Raw genomic sequence first — 15442 nt, forward strand, 5'->3', positions numbered from 1 at the left:
ACGTTGGTTCTCTCGTCAAGGAGCAGCCCCGTATGGACAGCACGGCCGCCCGCGAACAGGCCCTCGCCGCCGCCCGGGAACAGGCGTTGGACGCCGCGGAGGAGCTCTTCTACGCCCGTGGCATCCAGACCGTCGGCATGGACGACATCCGCGGCGCATCGGGGGTCTCCCTCAAGCGGCTCTACCAGCTGTTCCCGGCGAAGGAGCTCCTGGTCGAGGCGTACCTCGAGCGGCGCGACGTGCGCTGGCGGCAGCGGCTGGCCGAGCACGTCGACGGGCACGGGGAGCCCGGGCGGCGGATCCTGGCGGTGTTCGAATGGCTGGGGCGATGGTTCGCCGAGCCCGACTTCCGCGGGTGCGCCTGGATCAACTCCTACGGCGAACTCGGCGCGACCTCGCCACGCGTGGTCGCCCAGGTCCGCGCCCACAAGGGAGCGTTCAAGGACTACCTGGGCGGCCTCGTGACCGCCGCGGGGCTTCCCTGCGCCCTAACCGACCAGCTGTTCCTGCTGGCCGAGGGCGCCATGGTCACCGCGGGCATCACACGGACCACGGAACCTGCCGAGCAGGCGAGCGGGGCGGCACGGGTGCTCATCGAGGCCCAGCAGCGTTAGGTCCGGTCCGGCGGGGACGGCCGATGTGAGCCGGCCGTCCCCGTCGAGTGGTCCTCAGCTCTCGGAGACGGTGATGGCGCCCACCGGGCAGGCCCGCGCGGCCTCCCGGACCAGCGGGTCGCCGCCGCCGTCCGCACGGCCGGGCAACAACGCGCTGAAGCCGTCGTCGTCCTGGGTGAAGACGTTCGGTGCGGTCAGCGCGCACTGTCCCGCGCCGATGCAGACGTCCTTGTCGATGGCGATCTCGATACTCATGGCCGCCAGCCTCTTACCAGGTCACGGGGAGTTCCAGCATCCCCTGGATCGTGTCTCCCGATTTGAAGGGGATTTCGTCCGCCGGCACGGCCAGACGCAGTCCGGGCAACCGGGCGAAGAGTGAGAGCAGGGCGATCTCCATCTCGGCGCGGGCGAGGTTCTGGCCGAGGCACTGGTGGATGCCGAAGCCGAACGCGACGTGGTGACGGGCCGAACGGTGCCAGTCCAGGGCGTCCGGCTCGGGGAAGGTGCCCGCGTCACGGTTGATGACGGAGGTCGAGAAGACCACGCCCTCGTCGGCGCGGATCGTCGCCCCGGCCACCTCGATGTCCTCGGTGGCCACCCGCAGCAGCCCGTCGGCGATGGACAGGAAGCGCAGCAGTTCCTCCACGGCGGCGGGCATGAGTGTCGGCTCGGCGCGCAGTTCCGCCAGCTGCTCGGGGTGGTGCAGCAGGGTGAACGTACCGAGCGAGATCATGTTCGCGGTCGTCTCGTGCCCGGCGACCAGCAGGATCGTCGCCAGGCTGATCAGCTCCTCGCGGTCCACCGTCCCCTCGCGCAGCTGTTCGTGGATGAGCTCGTCGAGGAGCCCGTCCCCCGGGTCCTTCCACTTGCGGTCGATCAGCGCCCCGAAGTAGGCCTCCAGTTGGTCGCGCGCGTCCTGGGTGTCCGCGGCGGCCGGGCCACGCAGCAGCCTGCGGGACTGCTCCTCGAAGAAGTCGTGGTCGGCGTACGGAACGCCGAGCAGCGCGCAGATCACCATCGAGGGCACCGGCAGCGCGAAGGCGCTGACCAGTTCGGTGGGCGGGCCCTGCCGCTCCATGGCGTCGAGCAGCCGGTCGACGGTCTCCTGGATGCGCGGGCGCAGGGCCGCGGTCCGTTTCAGGGTGAAGCTCGGAACGAGCATGCGGCGCTGGGTGTGGTGGGCGGGGTCGTCGAGCCCGAGCAGCGCGACCCGCCGGTTGCGGGACTGGGCGAACCGCTCCGTGGGCATCGGGAACGCCGGGCGGGTGCGGTCGGAGGAGAGGCGGGGATCGGTGAGCAGTTCACGGGCGGTGCCGTGCTCGGTGACGACCCACACGTTGCGCCCGTCGAACAGGGAGACGCGCGACAGGGGGCGCGCCTCGCGCAGGGCGTCGTAGGCGGTGGGCGGGTGGTAGGGACACGTACGGTCCTGGGGGAAGGCAACGGGTTCTGTCATGAGTGACCTCGCAAGCGATGGTTCCCTCTTGCCGATCTTCATTAGATGCCCCAGGCACCTATAGGAGCCACGCGAAGTTCGGCCAGATGCCCCGGACGGACCATCTGGCCGAACGCCGTCGCCGGTCGGGACGGCCGCCGGGCTCCCACGGGCCTCGGTCGCCGCCCGGGTGCCGTACGTACGGCGCGTATGTGGCTCGATCCAACCGCTACCCCCACGGTACACACCCGCCTTTGGTGGCTCGGTGACGTCCTCGCGTAATTCGCTTGCACGGGCGACCCGACGGCCCCAGGATCTGCCCATGCCCACGATCGAAGCCCTCCTGCCGCCGACCTCCGCCGCCGCTCGTCCGGTGCGGGTCCAGCAGCAGCCCGGCCGTCCGCGGAGGCCCTCGCTTCCCCGGTCGTGACCGCCGCGCTCGTCGCGGGGCTTCTCGCGGGCTATGGCATCGCCATGCCCGTCGGAGCGGTCGCGACCTATCTCGTCTCCCTCACCGCGCGTACCTCCCTGAGAACCGGCGGGAGCGCCGCGCTGGGCGTCGCGACCGCCGACGGGCTGTACGCCCTGATCGCCGCCCTCGGGGGCGCCGCGCTCGCCGCCGCGCTGCGACCGGTGCTCGTGCCCTTGCGCTGGGCCTCCGGTCTGGTGCTGTTCGCCCTGGCCGTACGCGGCGCGGTCGTCGCGCTGCGCCAGTACCGCGAACAGCGACTCGCGGCCCGGTCCGTACGGGACCCCGTGCGCCCTGCGCGCGCGTACCTGACCCTGCTCGGGATCACCCTCCTCAACCCCACCACCGTGATCTACTTCGCCGCCCTGGTCCTCGGCAGCCGGACGGCCGAGGCGGTGCGCCCCCTGGAGCAGGGGGTGTTCGTGCTCGCCGCGTTCGTCGCGTCCGCGAGCTGGCAACTCCTGCTCGCCGGCGGCGGCGCACTGCTCGGCCGGGCGCTGACGGGACGCCGGGGACGGCTGGTCACGGCGCTCGTGTCGAGTGCCGTGATCATGGTCCTCGCGGTAGGGATGCTCGTCGCCTCATGATGAGTGCGCGACCCGTGCCGACGCCGCCGTCACCCGCGGGTCGAGGTGCGGATGATTCGCGTCCGCCCTGGTGTTGAATCATGCCGAGACAGGATCAGCACGAGCGACGATGGGACTGAAGTCATGCCTCTTGAGGGTGAGTACGAACCCAGCCCGACGCAGTGGGTGCGCGACCAGGTGGAGCTGTACGAGGGCTCCGGCGGCAGCAAGGGGGCCACGCTGATGGACACGGGACTGCCGGTCATCATTCTCACGACCCTGGGTGCCAAGAGCGGCAAGATCCGCAAGACCCCGCTGATGCGGGTCGAGCACGACGGACGTTACGCGGTGGTCGCCTCGCAGGGCGGCGCCCCCAAGCACCCGGTCTGGTACTTCAACGTGCAGTCCGAACCGCACGTGGAGCTCCAGGACGGCCCCGAGCGCCAGGACATGACGGCGCGTGAGGTCACGGGTGAGGAGAAGGCCCAGTGGTGGGAGCGCGCGGTCGCCGCGTACCCCCCGTACGCCGACTACCAGAAGAAGACGGACCGCGAGATCCCCGTCTTCGTGCTGGAGCCGACGGACTGACCGACCCGGACAGAAGATCCGTCCGACCGACCCGGACAGAGTCTCGTCCGAGCCCGGAGAGAGTCTCGTCCGAGCCCCGGGCTGACATTCCGGCCGGCCGGCTCGGGCTGAGACTCCTTGGAAAAAACGGCGCGCATGATCCGTCGCGCGCCGGGCACCCGTGCCTCAGGCCCCGCCGCGCTCCCCCGTCGCGGCGGGGCTTTCCGCTGCCCTGTTCCCGCGCGCCGCGGCCTGTGCCGCGGCCGCGTCGGTGACGTCCAGGAAGATCTGGTCGGCCTCCGGGACGGTGTCGGCGACGGAGCGTTTGATGCGGACGGCGACCTCCTCGACCTCCTCGCTGTCCAGGCCCGGCACGAGGTCGATCCGGGCAGCGACCAGGGTCGAGTCGAGGCCGAGCTCCATGGTGAGCAGCGCCTCCACGCTGTCGATCTCGGGCTGCGCCTCCAGCAGGGCCCGGATCCGACGGCTCGCCTCCTCGTCGGCGGCCCGCCCGATGAGCTGTTCGCGCGCGTCCCGGCCGAGCCAGTAGGCGACGCACACGAGGAGCGCCCCGATGGCGAGGGAGGCGCAGGCCTCCCACACGACCTGGCCGGTGACCATGTGCAGCACCATGCCGGTGATCGCGAACGTGACACCGAGCACGGCGGTGCCGTCCTCGGCGACCACCGTACGCAGTGCCGGGTCACGCATCCCGTCCGCGCCGCCGCCCTGCCGCCGCACCTGGTGCAGCGCCCGGAGCAGGGAAGCTCCCTCGGCGAGCAGGGCGACTCCCAGTACCGCCAGTCCGGCCACATAGCCGTGGAAGGACTCCTCGGCGCCGTTCCTCAGCGCTTCGACGCCCTGGAAGAAGGAGAAGCAGCCGCCCATCACGAAGATGCCGACGGCCGCGAGCAGCGACCAGAAGAACCGTTCCTTGCCGTAGCCGAAGGGGTGCCGGCGGTCGGCGGGACGGCGGCTGCGGCGCAGCGCGGCGAGGAGGAACACCTCGTTCATGCTGTCGGCGACGGAGTGTGCCGCCTCGGAGAGGAGCGCGGGTGAGCCCGCGAGGAGGCCGCCCACCGCCTTGGCCACGGCGATCAGCAGGTTGGCGCCCAGGGCGACCAGCACGGTGACGCGGGTCCTGCGGTCCGACTTGTTCGGTTTCCGATTCACCTCCGCCGGTTTCCCCGGCGTGCCTGCCTCACACTTCGGCGTACGCCCACGCCCTCTATCCGGCGTCCGGATTCGGTGACACCGTCGGCCTCGACCAAGAAGGAGGACCAGGTGTCCAAGAAGGTGTCCAAGAAGTCGAGGAAACTCAAACTCCCCCTCGCCTACAAGCCCTTCGGCTTCGCGCTGGGCTGGGCGAGCGGCGCCCTGGCCGGGGTCGCCTTCCGGGCGACGTGGAAGGCGATCCGTCACGAGGAGGACGCGCCCGACGCCCTGGACAAGGACCGCGGCTGGGGCGAGGTGCTGCTCGCCGCGGCCCTTCAGGGCGCTCTGTTCGCGGTGGCGCGCAGCGCCGCGGACCGTACGGGCGCGAAGGCCGTCGAACGTTCGACGGGGGTCTGGCCGTCCTCGGACAAGGGCGGGCGGCACTGAGGACGGCGGGCGGGGCTGAGGACCGCGGCCGGGACTGAGGACCGGCGACCCGCGCGAGACCGGCCTGGCGCGGGTCGGGCGGTCAGCCCTGTTTGGGTGTGGTCGACGGCAGGAGGCGCAGAGTGAAGGAGTGTCCGGACGGGTCGGCGTAGCCGCGTTCCTCGAACGGGCTCGACGGGTCGTTGGTCTCGATCGGGCGCCCGCCTAGGCCGACGATCCGGCGTTCCGCCTCGTCCAGGTCCGCCACCTGGAAGTCCAGGTGCACCTGGAGGGAGTTCTCGGGACGCGGCCAGCTGGGCGGCGTGGCCATCACATCGCGGCGGAACGCCATCCGGATGCCGTCGACGCCCCTGATCTCCACGCGGTTCGCGGTCGCGTCCGTCTCCTCGGCCTCGATCAGCTCCCTGTAGAAGGCGGCGAGCTTCTCGGGCTCGGCGCAGTCCAGCACCACGACGCCTGCGGTGACCAGTGCCATGTGTCCTCCGTACGGGTTCCGGGCGCGGGCGACGGCCGGCCGCCCGCTGTGTTCCCGGTTACCCCGTAGGGCGGATTCAGTCCGCCACGAGCCACTCCCCGTCGCGCATGAGCTCGCGCCCGGTGAGTTCGTCGGCCTCGCGCCAGGCCTGCACGCGCCACGGGGTGATACGGAAGTAGAGGTACGCCGTGGTGAGTCCGCGCGGGTCGAAGCCGGTCTTCTCGGCGAAGGCGTCGCCGGCTCCGTCCGGCAGCGCGGCGGGCTCCCACGCCTCGGCCGTTCCCTCGACGAGCACCACGTCGCGGGTCGGGCCGATACCCAGGCGCACCTTGCCGGTCGCGCGCAGGTTGCGGCCGGTCGCACTGGCGGCCGGGGTGGCGAGCAGCAGGGTCGTGCCGTCCCAGAGGAAGGACAGCGGGATCAGGTACGGCGTCTCCCCGGCGCCGTCGGCCGTGGACACCCAGCAGTCGACGTCGTTCTCCAGCCGGTGGAGGGTGTCGTGCTTGCGTTGCTTCGGGGAGCGGGCGGGCGGGTTCATGGGCGGGCAGTCTCCTGATCTTCTACTCGGGCGGGGGAAAGATCGGCGTGACCGGCATGATCGGCGACCTCTTCGAGGCAGGCCGCCGCCGCGGTCAGCAGCATGTCCAGCGCCGTCGGATAGGCGCTGCGGCGCATGTCCAGCAGCAGATGGCGGGCGGTCGCCGCGATGTGCGGGTGTGTGTCGGCGGGCAGCCGGGCGTACGTCGCGCGCCACACGTCCGCCTCCGCGTCGCGCGCGGCGCGCGGAAGCGCCAGGCTCGCCGCGTCGAGGGCGGCGAAGGCCAGGGACTGGTCGACGAAGGCATGGTAGATCCGCACCGCGTCCGGGTCCGGAAAACCGGCTCCGCGTAGCACGCCGAGGATGGTTTCGACGGCCTCGATCTCGTGGACCCGGCCGGTGACGCGGTAGGAGCTGAGCACCGCGGCCTGTGGATGCGACAGCGCCCCGGCGTGGATGCGCAGGCCGAGGTCCCGCAGGTCGGCGCGCCAGTCCCCGGCGGGGCGCCAGGTGCGCAGGGTGCGGCCGATGAGTTCGTCGGCGATGGCCAGGAGCAGGTCGTCGGTGTCGCGGAAGTACCGGTACAGGGCGGTCGGGTCGGCGCCTAGGGCGAGGCCGAGGCGGCGGACGGTGAGGGCGTCGGCGCCGTGCTCCTTGAGCAGCCGCAGCGCGGTCTCGACGATCAACTGCTCGGAGAGCACGACTCCGGTCTTGGTGGGGCGCCTGCGCCGCCGGGCGGCGGGCGGGACGACGCGGTCGTTCATGGACGTCATGGACTCTCCCTCCGGTGCGGGCACCTTATGTCAACGGCGTTGACCTGTTAAGGCCCGGGCAGTTTCATTTCCGGTCATCGGGCCGGAATCAGGCCCCCTGGGTGCGATCGGAGCAGGCCATGACGCAGCAGCCCTACGGTGCGGACCCCCCGTCCCTGCGCAAGTCGCTCGGCGTCGTGGACAGCGTCGCCATCGCCGCCTCCAGTACGGCGGCGACCACCAGCATCGGCATCGGGCTGGGTGTGACGGCCGGCGTGGTCGGGCTGCGTCTGCCCGCCATCATGCTGCTGGCCTTCCTGCCGATCCTCGGGATCGCGGGCGCCTACAGCCGGCTGAACCGGGTCGAGCCGAACGCGGGCAACGGCTATGTGTGGGTGGGCCGTTCGCTCACCCCCTGGCTCGGCTTCCTCGTCGGCTGGGTGAACATCGTGGCCACGGTGGCCTTCCTCGCGTACACCACGGCCGTGACCGGCTCGGCGATGCTCCAACTGGCGGGTGAGGCCGGGCTGCACAGGGTGGCGGGGCTGGTGCTGGACCCGGGTTCCACCGCGCAGACGACCGCGGTGGGCATCGTGGTCCTCGTCGCCGTCACCCTCACCGCGGTCACCGGGGTCAGGACCGCGGCCCGGCTGCAGAGCGGGCTGCTCGTCTTCGAGTACGTCGTGCTGCTGGGCTTCTGCGGCTACGGCATCGTCACCGGTCCGCACCCGTTCCGGCTGAGCTGGTTCGACCCGTTCGCGATTCCCTCGGCGTCGGCGCTGGCGCAGGGGCTGCTGCTGTCGGTGTTCTGCTACTGGGGCTTCGAGGCGGCGTTCACCGTGAACGAGGAGGTGCGCGACCCGCGCGACGCCTCACGGGCCGGGCTCATCACGCTGGTCACCATGCTGGGGCTGTTCCTCCTCGGCTCGGTCGCCTTCCAACGCGTGCTGTCCGAAAAGGAGTTGGCCGGGCACGGCGCGCAGGGGCTGGCGTTCTTCGGCGACCGGCTCGCCTCGCAGCCGCTGGCCGCGTTGCCGCTGGTGGCCCTGATGTTCTCGGCCGTCGCCTCGCTGCAGGCCGGGGTGATCCCGACGGCTCGCGGGATGTTCGCGATGAGCCGGGACCGTACGCTCGGACCGGTGTGGTCCAAGGTCAACGCGCGGTACGGGACTCCGGCGACCGGCACGCTGCTGATCGGCGCGCTGGCGACGGTGGTCGCCGCCCTCGCCCTGGTGATTCCCCGTCTCGCCGACATGATCATGGCGACGGTGAACGCGGTCGGGATCGTCGTCGCGCTGTCCTACGCGCTCACCGCCCTCGCGGCCGCCGCCCGCTTCCGGGGCCTGCTGCGGGAGGACTGGCGGCAGGGGGTACGGGCCGTGGTCCTGCCCTCCTTGAGCGCGGCGGCCCTGCTCACGCTCGGCGGCTATCTCGCCTGGTCCTTCTACACCTCCACCGACCACTTCGAAGTCAGCGCGGACAACGGCTGGTTCCTTCTGCTCACCCCCGCCCTGATGATCGCCTCCGGTTTCCTGGCCGCCGCGTGGGCGAAGTGGGTCCGCAAGTCCCCCTACTTCCGTACAGGACACGGCACCGACGCCGACGCGCCCCAACTGCTGGCCACATCCAACTAAGGAAAGAAGCACATGCACGCCGATCTCCTCTTCACCGGCGGCCCGGTTCTCACCCCCGAGAGCCGCGAGGGTCCCAAGGGTCCCGAAGGCCGTGGCGCGACAGCCGTCGCCGTCACCGGCGACCGGATCACCGCCGTCGGAAACTCCGAGGTCCACGACCTGATCGGCCCGAGGACGGAGGTGGTCGACCTGGCGGGTCGGCTGCTCCTGCCGGGCTTCCAGGACGCCCACGTCCACCCGGTCCCGGCGGGGCTGGAGCTCAGCCGGTGCGATCTCACGGGGGCGAAGACCGCCGAGGAGACCCTCGCCGCCGTACGGGCCTACGCCGACGCGCACCCGGAACAGGAGTGGATCACGGGCGGCGGCTGGTCCATGGAGGCCTTCGCGGGCGGTACGCCGACCAAGGAACTGCTGGACGCGGTCGTGCCGGACCGGCCGGTGTACCTGCCGAACCGGGATCACCACGGCGCCTGGGTCAACAGCCGCGCCCTGGAGCTCGCGGGTGTCACCCGGGACACGCCCGACCCGGCCGACGGGCGGTTCGAGCGGGACGCCTCGGGCGAGCCGAACGGGATGCTCCAGGAAGGGGCCATGCAGTACGTCGGGCGGCACACTCCCCGGGCCACCGCCGCGGACCGGCTCGCCGCGCTGCTGCACGCCCAGCGGGAGCTGCACGCGCTCGGCATCACCGCCTGGCAGGACGCGCTGGTCGGCGCGTTCGTGGGGATGGACGACCCGTCGGACGCCTATCTGACGGCGTCCCGCGACGGTTCGCTGACCGCACGCGTCGTCGGCGCGCTGTGGTGGGACCGGGAGCGCGGGGCCGAGCAGATACCCGAACTAGCCGAACGGCGGGCCGCGTTGAGCCACGGCCGGTTCCGCACCAGCAGTGTCAAGCTGATGCTCGACGGCGTCGCCGAGAACGGTACGGCCGCGCTGCTCGACCCCTATCTGGACCGGTGCGGCTGCGCCACCGCCAATCGGGGGAAGAGCTTCATCGATCCGGCTCAACTGCCCTCCTACGTGACCGAGTTGGACGCACTCGGTTTCCAGTGCCACTTCCACGCGCTGGGCGACCGGGCCGTACGCGACGCCCTGGACGCCGTGGAGGCGGCGCGGAGGGCCAACGGGCCGAGCGACACACGTCCGCACCTCGCCCATCTCCAGGTGGTGCACCCCGACGACGTACCCCGCTTCGCGCGTCTCGGTGCCACGGCCAACATCCAGCCCCTGTGGGCGGCGCACGAACCGCAGATGGACGAGCTGACCCTGCCCTTCCTCGGGCCCGAACGGGCCTCCTGGCAGTACCCGTTCGGGGCGCTGCTACGGTCCGGGGCGAGGCTCGCCGCGGGCAGCGACTGGCCGGTCAGCAGCGCCGACCCGCTCCAGGGCATCCATGTCGCGGTGAACCGGGTGGCCCCGGACGGGACCGGGCCGGTGTTCCTGCCCGCCGAGCGCATCGACCTGACGGCCGCCCTCATGGCGTACACGGCCGGATCGGCGTACGCCAACCATCTCGACGACACCGGGAGCATACGGACCGGGGCGCTGGCCGATCTCGTGGTGCTGGACCGCGACCCCTACGCCGGTCCGCCGGAGGAGATCGCGTCCACGAGGGTCGCCCTGACCTACGTGGGGGGTGAGCGCGTCCACACGGCGTCGGGGGCCTGACTCCTCCTGCGGCAGTACGAGTGCCGTCCGGCCTCCGGGCGGTACGCCGTACGCGTGGGGCTCACCGGGGATCGAACCCGCCGTCGAGGAAGCGGGCCCGGCAGGCCGCGCGGGCCACCTTGCCGCTGCTGGTGCGGGGCACGGAGCCGGGCGGGACGAGCAGCAGCGCGGCGAGCCGCAGTCCGTGGCGGGCGAAGACCGCGGCGCGTACGTCGCGTTCCCGCGCGCGGATCTCTTCCTCGGCGGGGTCGGTCTCGTGGCGGTGCTCGGCGACCACGACGAGTTCCTCACCCGTGTCGTCGGCGCGGGTCACGCCGAAGGCGGCCAGCCGGTCCCGGCGGACGAGGTCCACGGCGCTCTGGACCGTCTCCTCGATGTCCTGGGGGTAGTGGTTGCGTCCGTCCACGATGATCACGTCCTTGAGGCGGCCGGTGACCAGCAGCCGTCCCTCGTGCAGGGCGCCGTAGTCGCCCGTGCGCAGCCAGCCCTCGGGGTCGCGCAGGGTCCGGTCGGCGCGCTTCCAGTAGCCGCGCCCGATGTTGGGCCCGCGCAGCTCGATCTCGCCGACCCGCCCCTCGGGCAGCGCGGCGCCCTCGGCGTCGACGACGCGCACCTCCTGGCCGACGGGCGCGCCGCAGGACACGAGCACGGCCGCCGTGTCCGCCGGGGCCTGTGCGCTCTCGATCCGCCCCTCGGCGAGCGCGCCCGCGTCGCACGCCACCGTGGTGGGCTGCGCCGTGGGCGCGTCCGCCGTCACGAACACGGTGGCCTCGGCGAGTCCGTACGCGGGGCAGTGCGCCGCCGGGTCGAGGCCCGCGGGTGCGAAGGCGGCGCGGAAGCGGTCGATGGTGCCCGGCCGCACCGGCTCGCCGCCGTTGATCAGGGCGCGTACGCGGTCGAGGCGCAGCTCGTCGGCCACGGCGGGGTCGGTGCGGGCCACGCAGTAGTCGTACGCGAAGTTGGGGGCGGCGCTGATCGTGCCGTCGTACGCGCCCAGCAGGCGCAGCCAGCGCACGGGGTTCTCCAGGAAGGCCACCGGGTCCATCAGGACGGAGGGGAAGCCGCCGACGACGGGCGCGGCCACGCTGAGGACCAGGCCCATGTCGTGGAAGAGGGGCAGCCAGCCGACGGCCGTGGTGGCGCCGGGGGCGTCGAGGTGGTCGACGAAGGCGTCGATGGCCTGGCGGGCGTTGGCGACGACGTTGGCGTGGCTGATCATCACACCGGCGGGGTCCCGGGTGGAGCCCGAGGAGTACTGGAGATAGGCGATGTCCTCGGGGACCGGCGCGGACTCGACCTCGTCGAAGGCGAAGCGCTGGAGAGGGAGCCGGTCGACGGGGACGACCGGTACGGCGGGCAGCGCGTGGTCCAGGGCGAAGGCGTCGACCGCGGTGACGGTGGCCGAGTCGGTGAGCAGACAGCCGGGTTCGCAGTCGGCGAGGACGGCCGCCAGTCCGCCCGCGTGACCGGGGAGCCGGGGGCTGAAGAGCGGTACGGCGATCACGCGTGCGTAGAGGCAGCCGAGGAAGGCCGCCACGTAGTCGAGTCCTTGGGGCAAGACCAGGGCGGCCCGGTCGCCGGGCGCGGCGAGTGTCACCAGCCGGTCGGCGACGGCGCGGGCGCGGGCGTCCATGGCCCGCCAGCCGAGGGTGCGGTGCTGTCCCGGGGACGCGGTGTCGGGGAAGTCGACGTGGCTGAAGGCGCGTTGTTGCGGGCGGTGGCGGGCCCAGTGCCGCAGGTGGTCCGTCAGTGGGGCGTCGGCGGGCGGCCGGGCGGGGGTCATGAGGCGGCTCCAACTCGTGTGGGTGGTGCGGCAGTTGTCGGGTGGGGCGGTCGAACGACGGGGACGGGCCCAGCGTCCGCCGAGGGGTGCCGGCCGGGTTAGACGACGTGCTGACAGTTCGTCACCCGGCTTCTGTCAGTCGGCTGACAAAGACCGGGCCTCGATGCGGCGCCCGGAGCGAAGCCACGGGGGCTCCGGGCCGTCGACCGTCCGTGCCACCGAGTCCCTGCTGTCCCCAAGTGACAATCCACACACCCGCGTCTGTCCGCCGTTGATGGGGCGCGGCTCCTTACTTGCCGGTATCGTCTCCGAGCCCCCGACCGCCGCCCGCACAAGGGAGCCGCAGCGATGACCGGATTCCGCGCCTTGGAGGGCGAGGACGCGGGCCGCAGAGCGGTCGAGGCGACGGACGCCGTGGCGGACGCGGTGGCCGCGGTGGCCGCGGTGGCCGCCCAGGAGACGCGCGACGAGCCCAACAGCCCCTTCAAGGCGATCCCTTCGGGCCTGCACCACCATCTCCGGCCGTTCTTCACCGACATCAGGGAAGAGGTCGTACGGGCGATCAAGACCGAGATCCCGGAGTACGCACGCCCGGCGGACGACACGTACATGCAGGTCGTGCAGCGGGGTGTCGAGCACGCCCTGCAGGGGTTCCTGGAGCGGATGGCGCAGCCGGACACCGACTGGGAGCCGGTGAAGGAGACCTACCGGCGCATCGGGCGGGGCGAGGCGGACGAGGGGCGCAGTCTCGACTCGTTCCAGTCCGCGCTGCGGCTCGGCGCGCGGGTGACGTGGCGTCGGATCAACGCGCTGGTCGACGCCGAACTGCTGCCGCGCAATGTGCTGGCCGCGTTCGGCGAGGCGCTGTTCCTGCACCTGGACGAGATGGCGGCCGCGACGACCGCGGGCTACACGGAGGCCCGGCTGCACCGGGCGGGCGAGTTACAGCAGCGGCGGGCCCGGCTCCTCGACCTGCTCACCGCCGATCCGCCAGCGTCGGCCGAGGCGATCAGCGAGCTCGCGCACACCGCGGGATGGCCGGTGCCGAGGGCGCTGGCGGTGGTCGCGATCGACCGCGGGCCGCGGCCCGCGGCGGCGGCCCGGCCCATCGTGCCGCCGGAGTTCCTCACCAGGTTCGACGTCCAGCCGGCTGTCCTCGTCGTGCCGGATCCGGAGGGGCCGGGGCGGGCGCGGGCGGTCTCCGGGGCACTGCACGGGTTACGTACGGCGATGGGGCCGACCGTGGCGCTGCACGAGGGAGCCCGGTCGCTGCGCTGGGCGGCCGAGGCACTGGAGCTGGTGCGGCGGGGCATCCTGCCCGACACGGAGATGGTGCGCTGCCAGGAGCACCTGGCCACGCTCCTCCTCTTCCGGGACGAGGCGTTGGTGGACGCGATGGCCGAACGCCGGCTGAGCCCGCTGGACCGGATCCGCTCGCCCCAGCGGGAGCGGCTCGCCGAGACGCTGCTGACCTGGCTGCAGAGCGGCCACAACGCGAGTGAGGTCGCGGCGCGGCTCGCCGTGCACCCACAGACGGTGCGCTACCGGATGCGGCAGCTGGACGAGTTGTTCGGCGAGCGGCTCCACGATCCGACGGCCCAGTTCGAGATGCAGCTCGCGCTGCGGGCGCTGACGCTGCGGCGGGCCGCCGGGGCCCGGTGACGGTCATGCCCTGCGGAGTGTGCGGTTGGCGCCCGCGGCGGCGGTCGTCGCGAGCAGCCAGCCGAGGCAGACCAGGACCGCGGCCGCCCACTGGAGTCCGCCGCGCGGGCTGAACGCCTCTTCCTGTCCGAAGTCGACGAGCGGCAGCACCAGGTCGAAGGTGTAGATGGCGGCCTGGAAGCGGGGTGGCTTGCCCGGGTCGACGGGCTGCGGGGGCCAGCGGGTGAAGAGCAGGATCCCGCTGAGCACGATCGCGCACAGCCACCACACGGCGCGCATCGGCAGATAGCCGTAGCCGACGGTGATGTCCTGGAGGCCGCTCCACACCCGCCCCGGCCACGGCAGGGTGGTGCGCAGCCGCCGCTGTTTGGCGAGCAGAACCGTACGGGCGTCGCCGTCGTGCCCGTGCTGGCGGTAGGCGGCAGCCAGTTGCTCGTAGGGCTGCGGGGTGAAACCCTCTGGGTCGCGGGCGAGCAGTGGAAGCCGTTGCGCGGCGGGGAGTTGGGGCAGCAGGCTGTCGTAGACCACGCCCTCCATGCGCAGCGCCGTGGGCCAGCTGTCCGGGGTGCCGCTCAGGACGGTGACGCGGGTGTGGCTGAGGTCGACGGTGCCGCGTACGGGTGCGCGGAAGCGCATGTCGAGTTCGGAGGCGGTGGAGCGGCGGCTGAGGAGGGCGGGCTGTCCGGCGGGGGCGTCGATGAGCCCGTCCTTGAAGCAGAACCGGCTGCGTACGGTGATGCTGCTCATGGAGAGCCGACCGCGTGCGGTGAAACCGTCGCAGAGGTTGAACTCGGCGCCGACGTCTATGCCGTGGGCGCGCAGCGCGGGCCCGTGCTCCGCGGTCATCGAGGCGTTCTCGAAGAGCGCGCCGCCGCCCACCCGGGCGTCGCACAGATCGACCGTACCCTCGGCGACGAGGCCGCCGCGGCAGTTGAGGTCGCCCCCTATGTGCAGCCGGTTGGCCTTCAGCGCCATCCCGGACGGGTTGCGCAGTTCGGCGCGCTTGAGCACCACGCTGCCGCGTACGGAGGTGTCCCGCAGATCGGTGCAGCCGTCGACGCGCAGGCCCGAACCGGCCTGGATGTCCCCTCCGACGGTGGCGCACAGCAGTTGCAGCGCGCCTTCGCCGCGGCGTTCGCCGTGCCCGGTGAGCCGGCTGTCCTCCAGGTGCAGGGTGCCGCCGATCGAGGCGCCGTAGAGATCGATGGGTCCTTCCACCCGGCACCGGGTGAGCTCGCACTGCCGGCCGATCGTGACGCCGACCGCGGAGAGGCCGGGCAGTACGCAGTCGCGTAGTTCCAGCGCCCCCAGGGAGGCGCCGTCGAGGCAGGGGACCTGCTCGAAACGGCAGGAGCGCAGCCGTAGAGTCCCCGCGACGACCGCCTCGGCCAGGTCGAGACGACCGGTGATCCGTACGTCCCTGAGCCTGAGCCTCGGCAGGTGGCCCGGTTCGGCGGGCGGCGGCGCGAGCAGCAGCCGGCGTACCACCGACGCCCGGACCTCGCCCCCGTCCGCGTACCACTCCCCCCTGCGGAACGCGGCCCACATGCCCCGCTCACTCCCGCTCCAACCACCCGGCGCGAGGCTGCCCGACACGTCAACTCCCCCTCCGGCAACGGAAAACGCAGCATCGCTACCCCGGGGGGCGCGCGGGGCAACCTGAGGCGCCCCGTG

At 72.4% G+C, this 15442-nt stretch carries 15 protein-coding genes; 7 read left to right on the forward strand and 8 right to left on the reverse strand.

What is annotated here, in order from left to right; all coding sequences use genetic code 11:
- Positions 1-32: 32 nt before the first annotated feature.
- A complete protein-coding gene (locus ACIQTP_RS04290; protein WP_403396143.1) occupies positions 33-614 on the forward strand; it encodes a TetR/AcrR family transcriptional regulator in 582 nt (193 codons plus the stop codon).
- A gap of 54 nt (positions 615-668) precedes the next feature.
- On the opposite strand, the gene ACIQTP_RS04295 is transcribed toward ACIQTP_RS04290, so the two are convergent.
- Both ACIQTP_RS04295 and ACIQTP_RS04300 read right to left on the reverse strand, forming a co-directional pair.
- Positions 669-863: a ferredoxin gene (locus ACIQTP_RS04295; protein WP_351693652.1), complete on the reverse strand. Its 195-nt coding sequence runs from the start codon at positions 861-863 to the stop codon at positions 669-671.
- Positions 864-882: 19 nt separating this feature from the next.
- A complete protein-coding gene (locus tag ACIQTP_RS04300) occupies positions 883-2070 on the reverse strand; it encodes a cytochrome P450 (protein WP_402033161.1) in 1188 nt (395 codons plus the stop codon).
- Positions 2071-2475: 405 nt separating this feature from the next.
- Here ACIQTP_RS04300 and ACIQTP_RS04305 point away from each other — a divergent pair, with 405 nt between their 5' ends.
- Together ACIQTP_RS04305 and ACIQTP_RS04310 are read left to right on the forward strand one after the other, a co-directional pair.
- Positions 2476-3105: a LysE family transporter gene (locus ACIQTP_RS04305; RefSeq protein WP_403396146.1), complete on the forward strand. Its 630-nt coding sequence runs from the start codon at positions 2476-2478 to the stop codon at positions 3103-3105.
- Between the two features lie 123 nt (positions 3106-3228).
- The gene (locus ACIQTP_RS04310; protein WP_403396148.1) at positions 3229-3672 is read left to right on the forward strand and encodes a nitroreductase family deazaflavin-dependent oxidoreductase; all 444 of its coding nucleotides are present in this window, start codon (positions 3229-3231) and stop codon (positions 3670-3672) included.
- Positions 3673-3837: 165 nt separating this feature from the next.
- Here the strand turns inward: ACIQTP_RS04310 and ACIQTP_RS04315 are convergent, their stop codons facing one another.
- Positions 3838-4824: a cation diffusion facilitator family transporter gene (locus ACIQTP_RS04315; RefSeq protein ID WP_403396149.1), complete on the reverse strand. Its 987-nt coding sequence runs from the start codon at positions 4822-4824 to the stop codon at positions 3838-3840.
- A 111-nt stretch (positions 4825-4935) separates the two neighbouring features.
- On the opposite strand from ACIQTP_RS04315, the gene ACIQTP_RS04320 reads away from it, so the two are divergent.
- A complete protein-coding gene (locus ACIQTP_RS04320) occupies positions 4936-5253 on the forward strand; it encodes a DUF4235 domain-containing protein (protein ID WP_403396151.1) in 318 nt (105 codons plus the stop codon).
- Between the two features lie 82 nt (positions 5254-5335).
- Here ACIQTP_RS04320 and ACIQTP_RS04325 read toward each other — a convergent pair whose 3' ends face one another.
- From ACIQTP_RS04325 to ACIQTP_RS04335, 3 genes are all read right to left on the reverse strand, one after another.
- A complete protein-coding gene (locus ACIQTP_RS04325; protein WP_402033170.1) occupies positions 5336-5728 on the reverse strand; it encodes a VOC family protein in 393 nt (130 codons plus the stop codon).
- A gap of 76 nt (positions 5729-5804) precedes the next feature.
- A complete protein-coding gene (locus ACIQTP_RS04330) occupies positions 5805-6266 on the reverse strand; it encodes a pyridoxamine 5'-phosphate oxidase family protein (RefSeq protein ID WP_403396153.1) in 462 nt (153 codons plus the stop codon).
- On the reverse strand, positions 6263-7030 hold the full coding sequence (locus ACIQTP_RS04335; RefSeq protein WP_403397244.1) for a TetR/AcrR family transcriptional regulator: 768 nt from the start codon (positions 7028-7030) through the stop codon (positions 6263-6265). Before ACIQTP_RS04335 ends, ACIQTP_RS04330 begins: the two co-directional genes overlap by 4 nt.
- A gap of 128 nt (positions 7031-7158) precedes the next feature.
- Between ACIQTP_RS04335 and ACIQTP_RS04340 the strand changes: the two genes are divergently transcribed.
- Both ACIQTP_RS04340 and ACIQTP_RS04345 read left to right on the forward strand, forming a co-directional pair.
- A complete protein-coding gene (locus ACIQTP_RS04340; protein WP_403396156.1) occupies positions 7159-8652 on the forward strand; it encodes an APC family permease in 1494 nt (497 codons plus the stop codon).
- A 12-nt stretch (positions 8653-8664) separates the two neighbouring features.
- Complete coding sequence (locus ACIQTP_RS04345) at positions 8665-10323, forward strand: amidohydrolase (RefSeq protein ID WP_403396158.1); 1659 nt, start codon at positions 8665-8667, stop codon at positions 10321-10323.
- Between the two features lie 61 nt (positions 10324-10384).
- On the opposite strand, the gene ACIQTP_RS04350 is transcribed toward ACIQTP_RS04345, so the two are convergent.
- Entirely contained in the window at positions 10385-12106 is a 1722-nt protein-coding gene (locus tag ACIQTP_RS04350) for a fatty acyl-AMP ligase (protein ID WP_403396160.1), read from the reverse strand.
- A gap of 348 nt (positions 12107-12454) precedes the next feature.
- Between ACIQTP_RS04350 and ACIQTP_RS04355 the strand changes: the two genes are divergently transcribed.
- Entirely contained in the window at positions 12455-13768 is a 1314-nt protein-coding gene (locus ACIQTP_RS04355) for a PucR family transcriptional regulator (RefSeq protein ID WP_403396162.1), read from the forward strand.
- Between the two features lie 3 nt (positions 13769-13771).
- On the opposite strand, the gene ACIQTP_RS04360 is transcribed toward ACIQTP_RS04355, so the two are convergent.
- Positions 13772-15364: an oxidoreductase gene (locus ACIQTP_RS04360; protein ID WP_403396164.1), complete on the reverse strand. Its 1593-nt coding sequence runs from the start codon at positions 15362-15364 to the stop codon at positions 13772-13774.
- Between the last annotated feature and the right edge of the window lie 78 nt (positions 15365-15442).

It is taken from the genome of Streptomyces sp. NPDC090798 (assembly GCF_044768965.1).
Classification (GTDB): Bacteria; Actinomycetota; Actinomycetes; order Streptomycetales; family Streptomycetaceae; genus Streptomyces.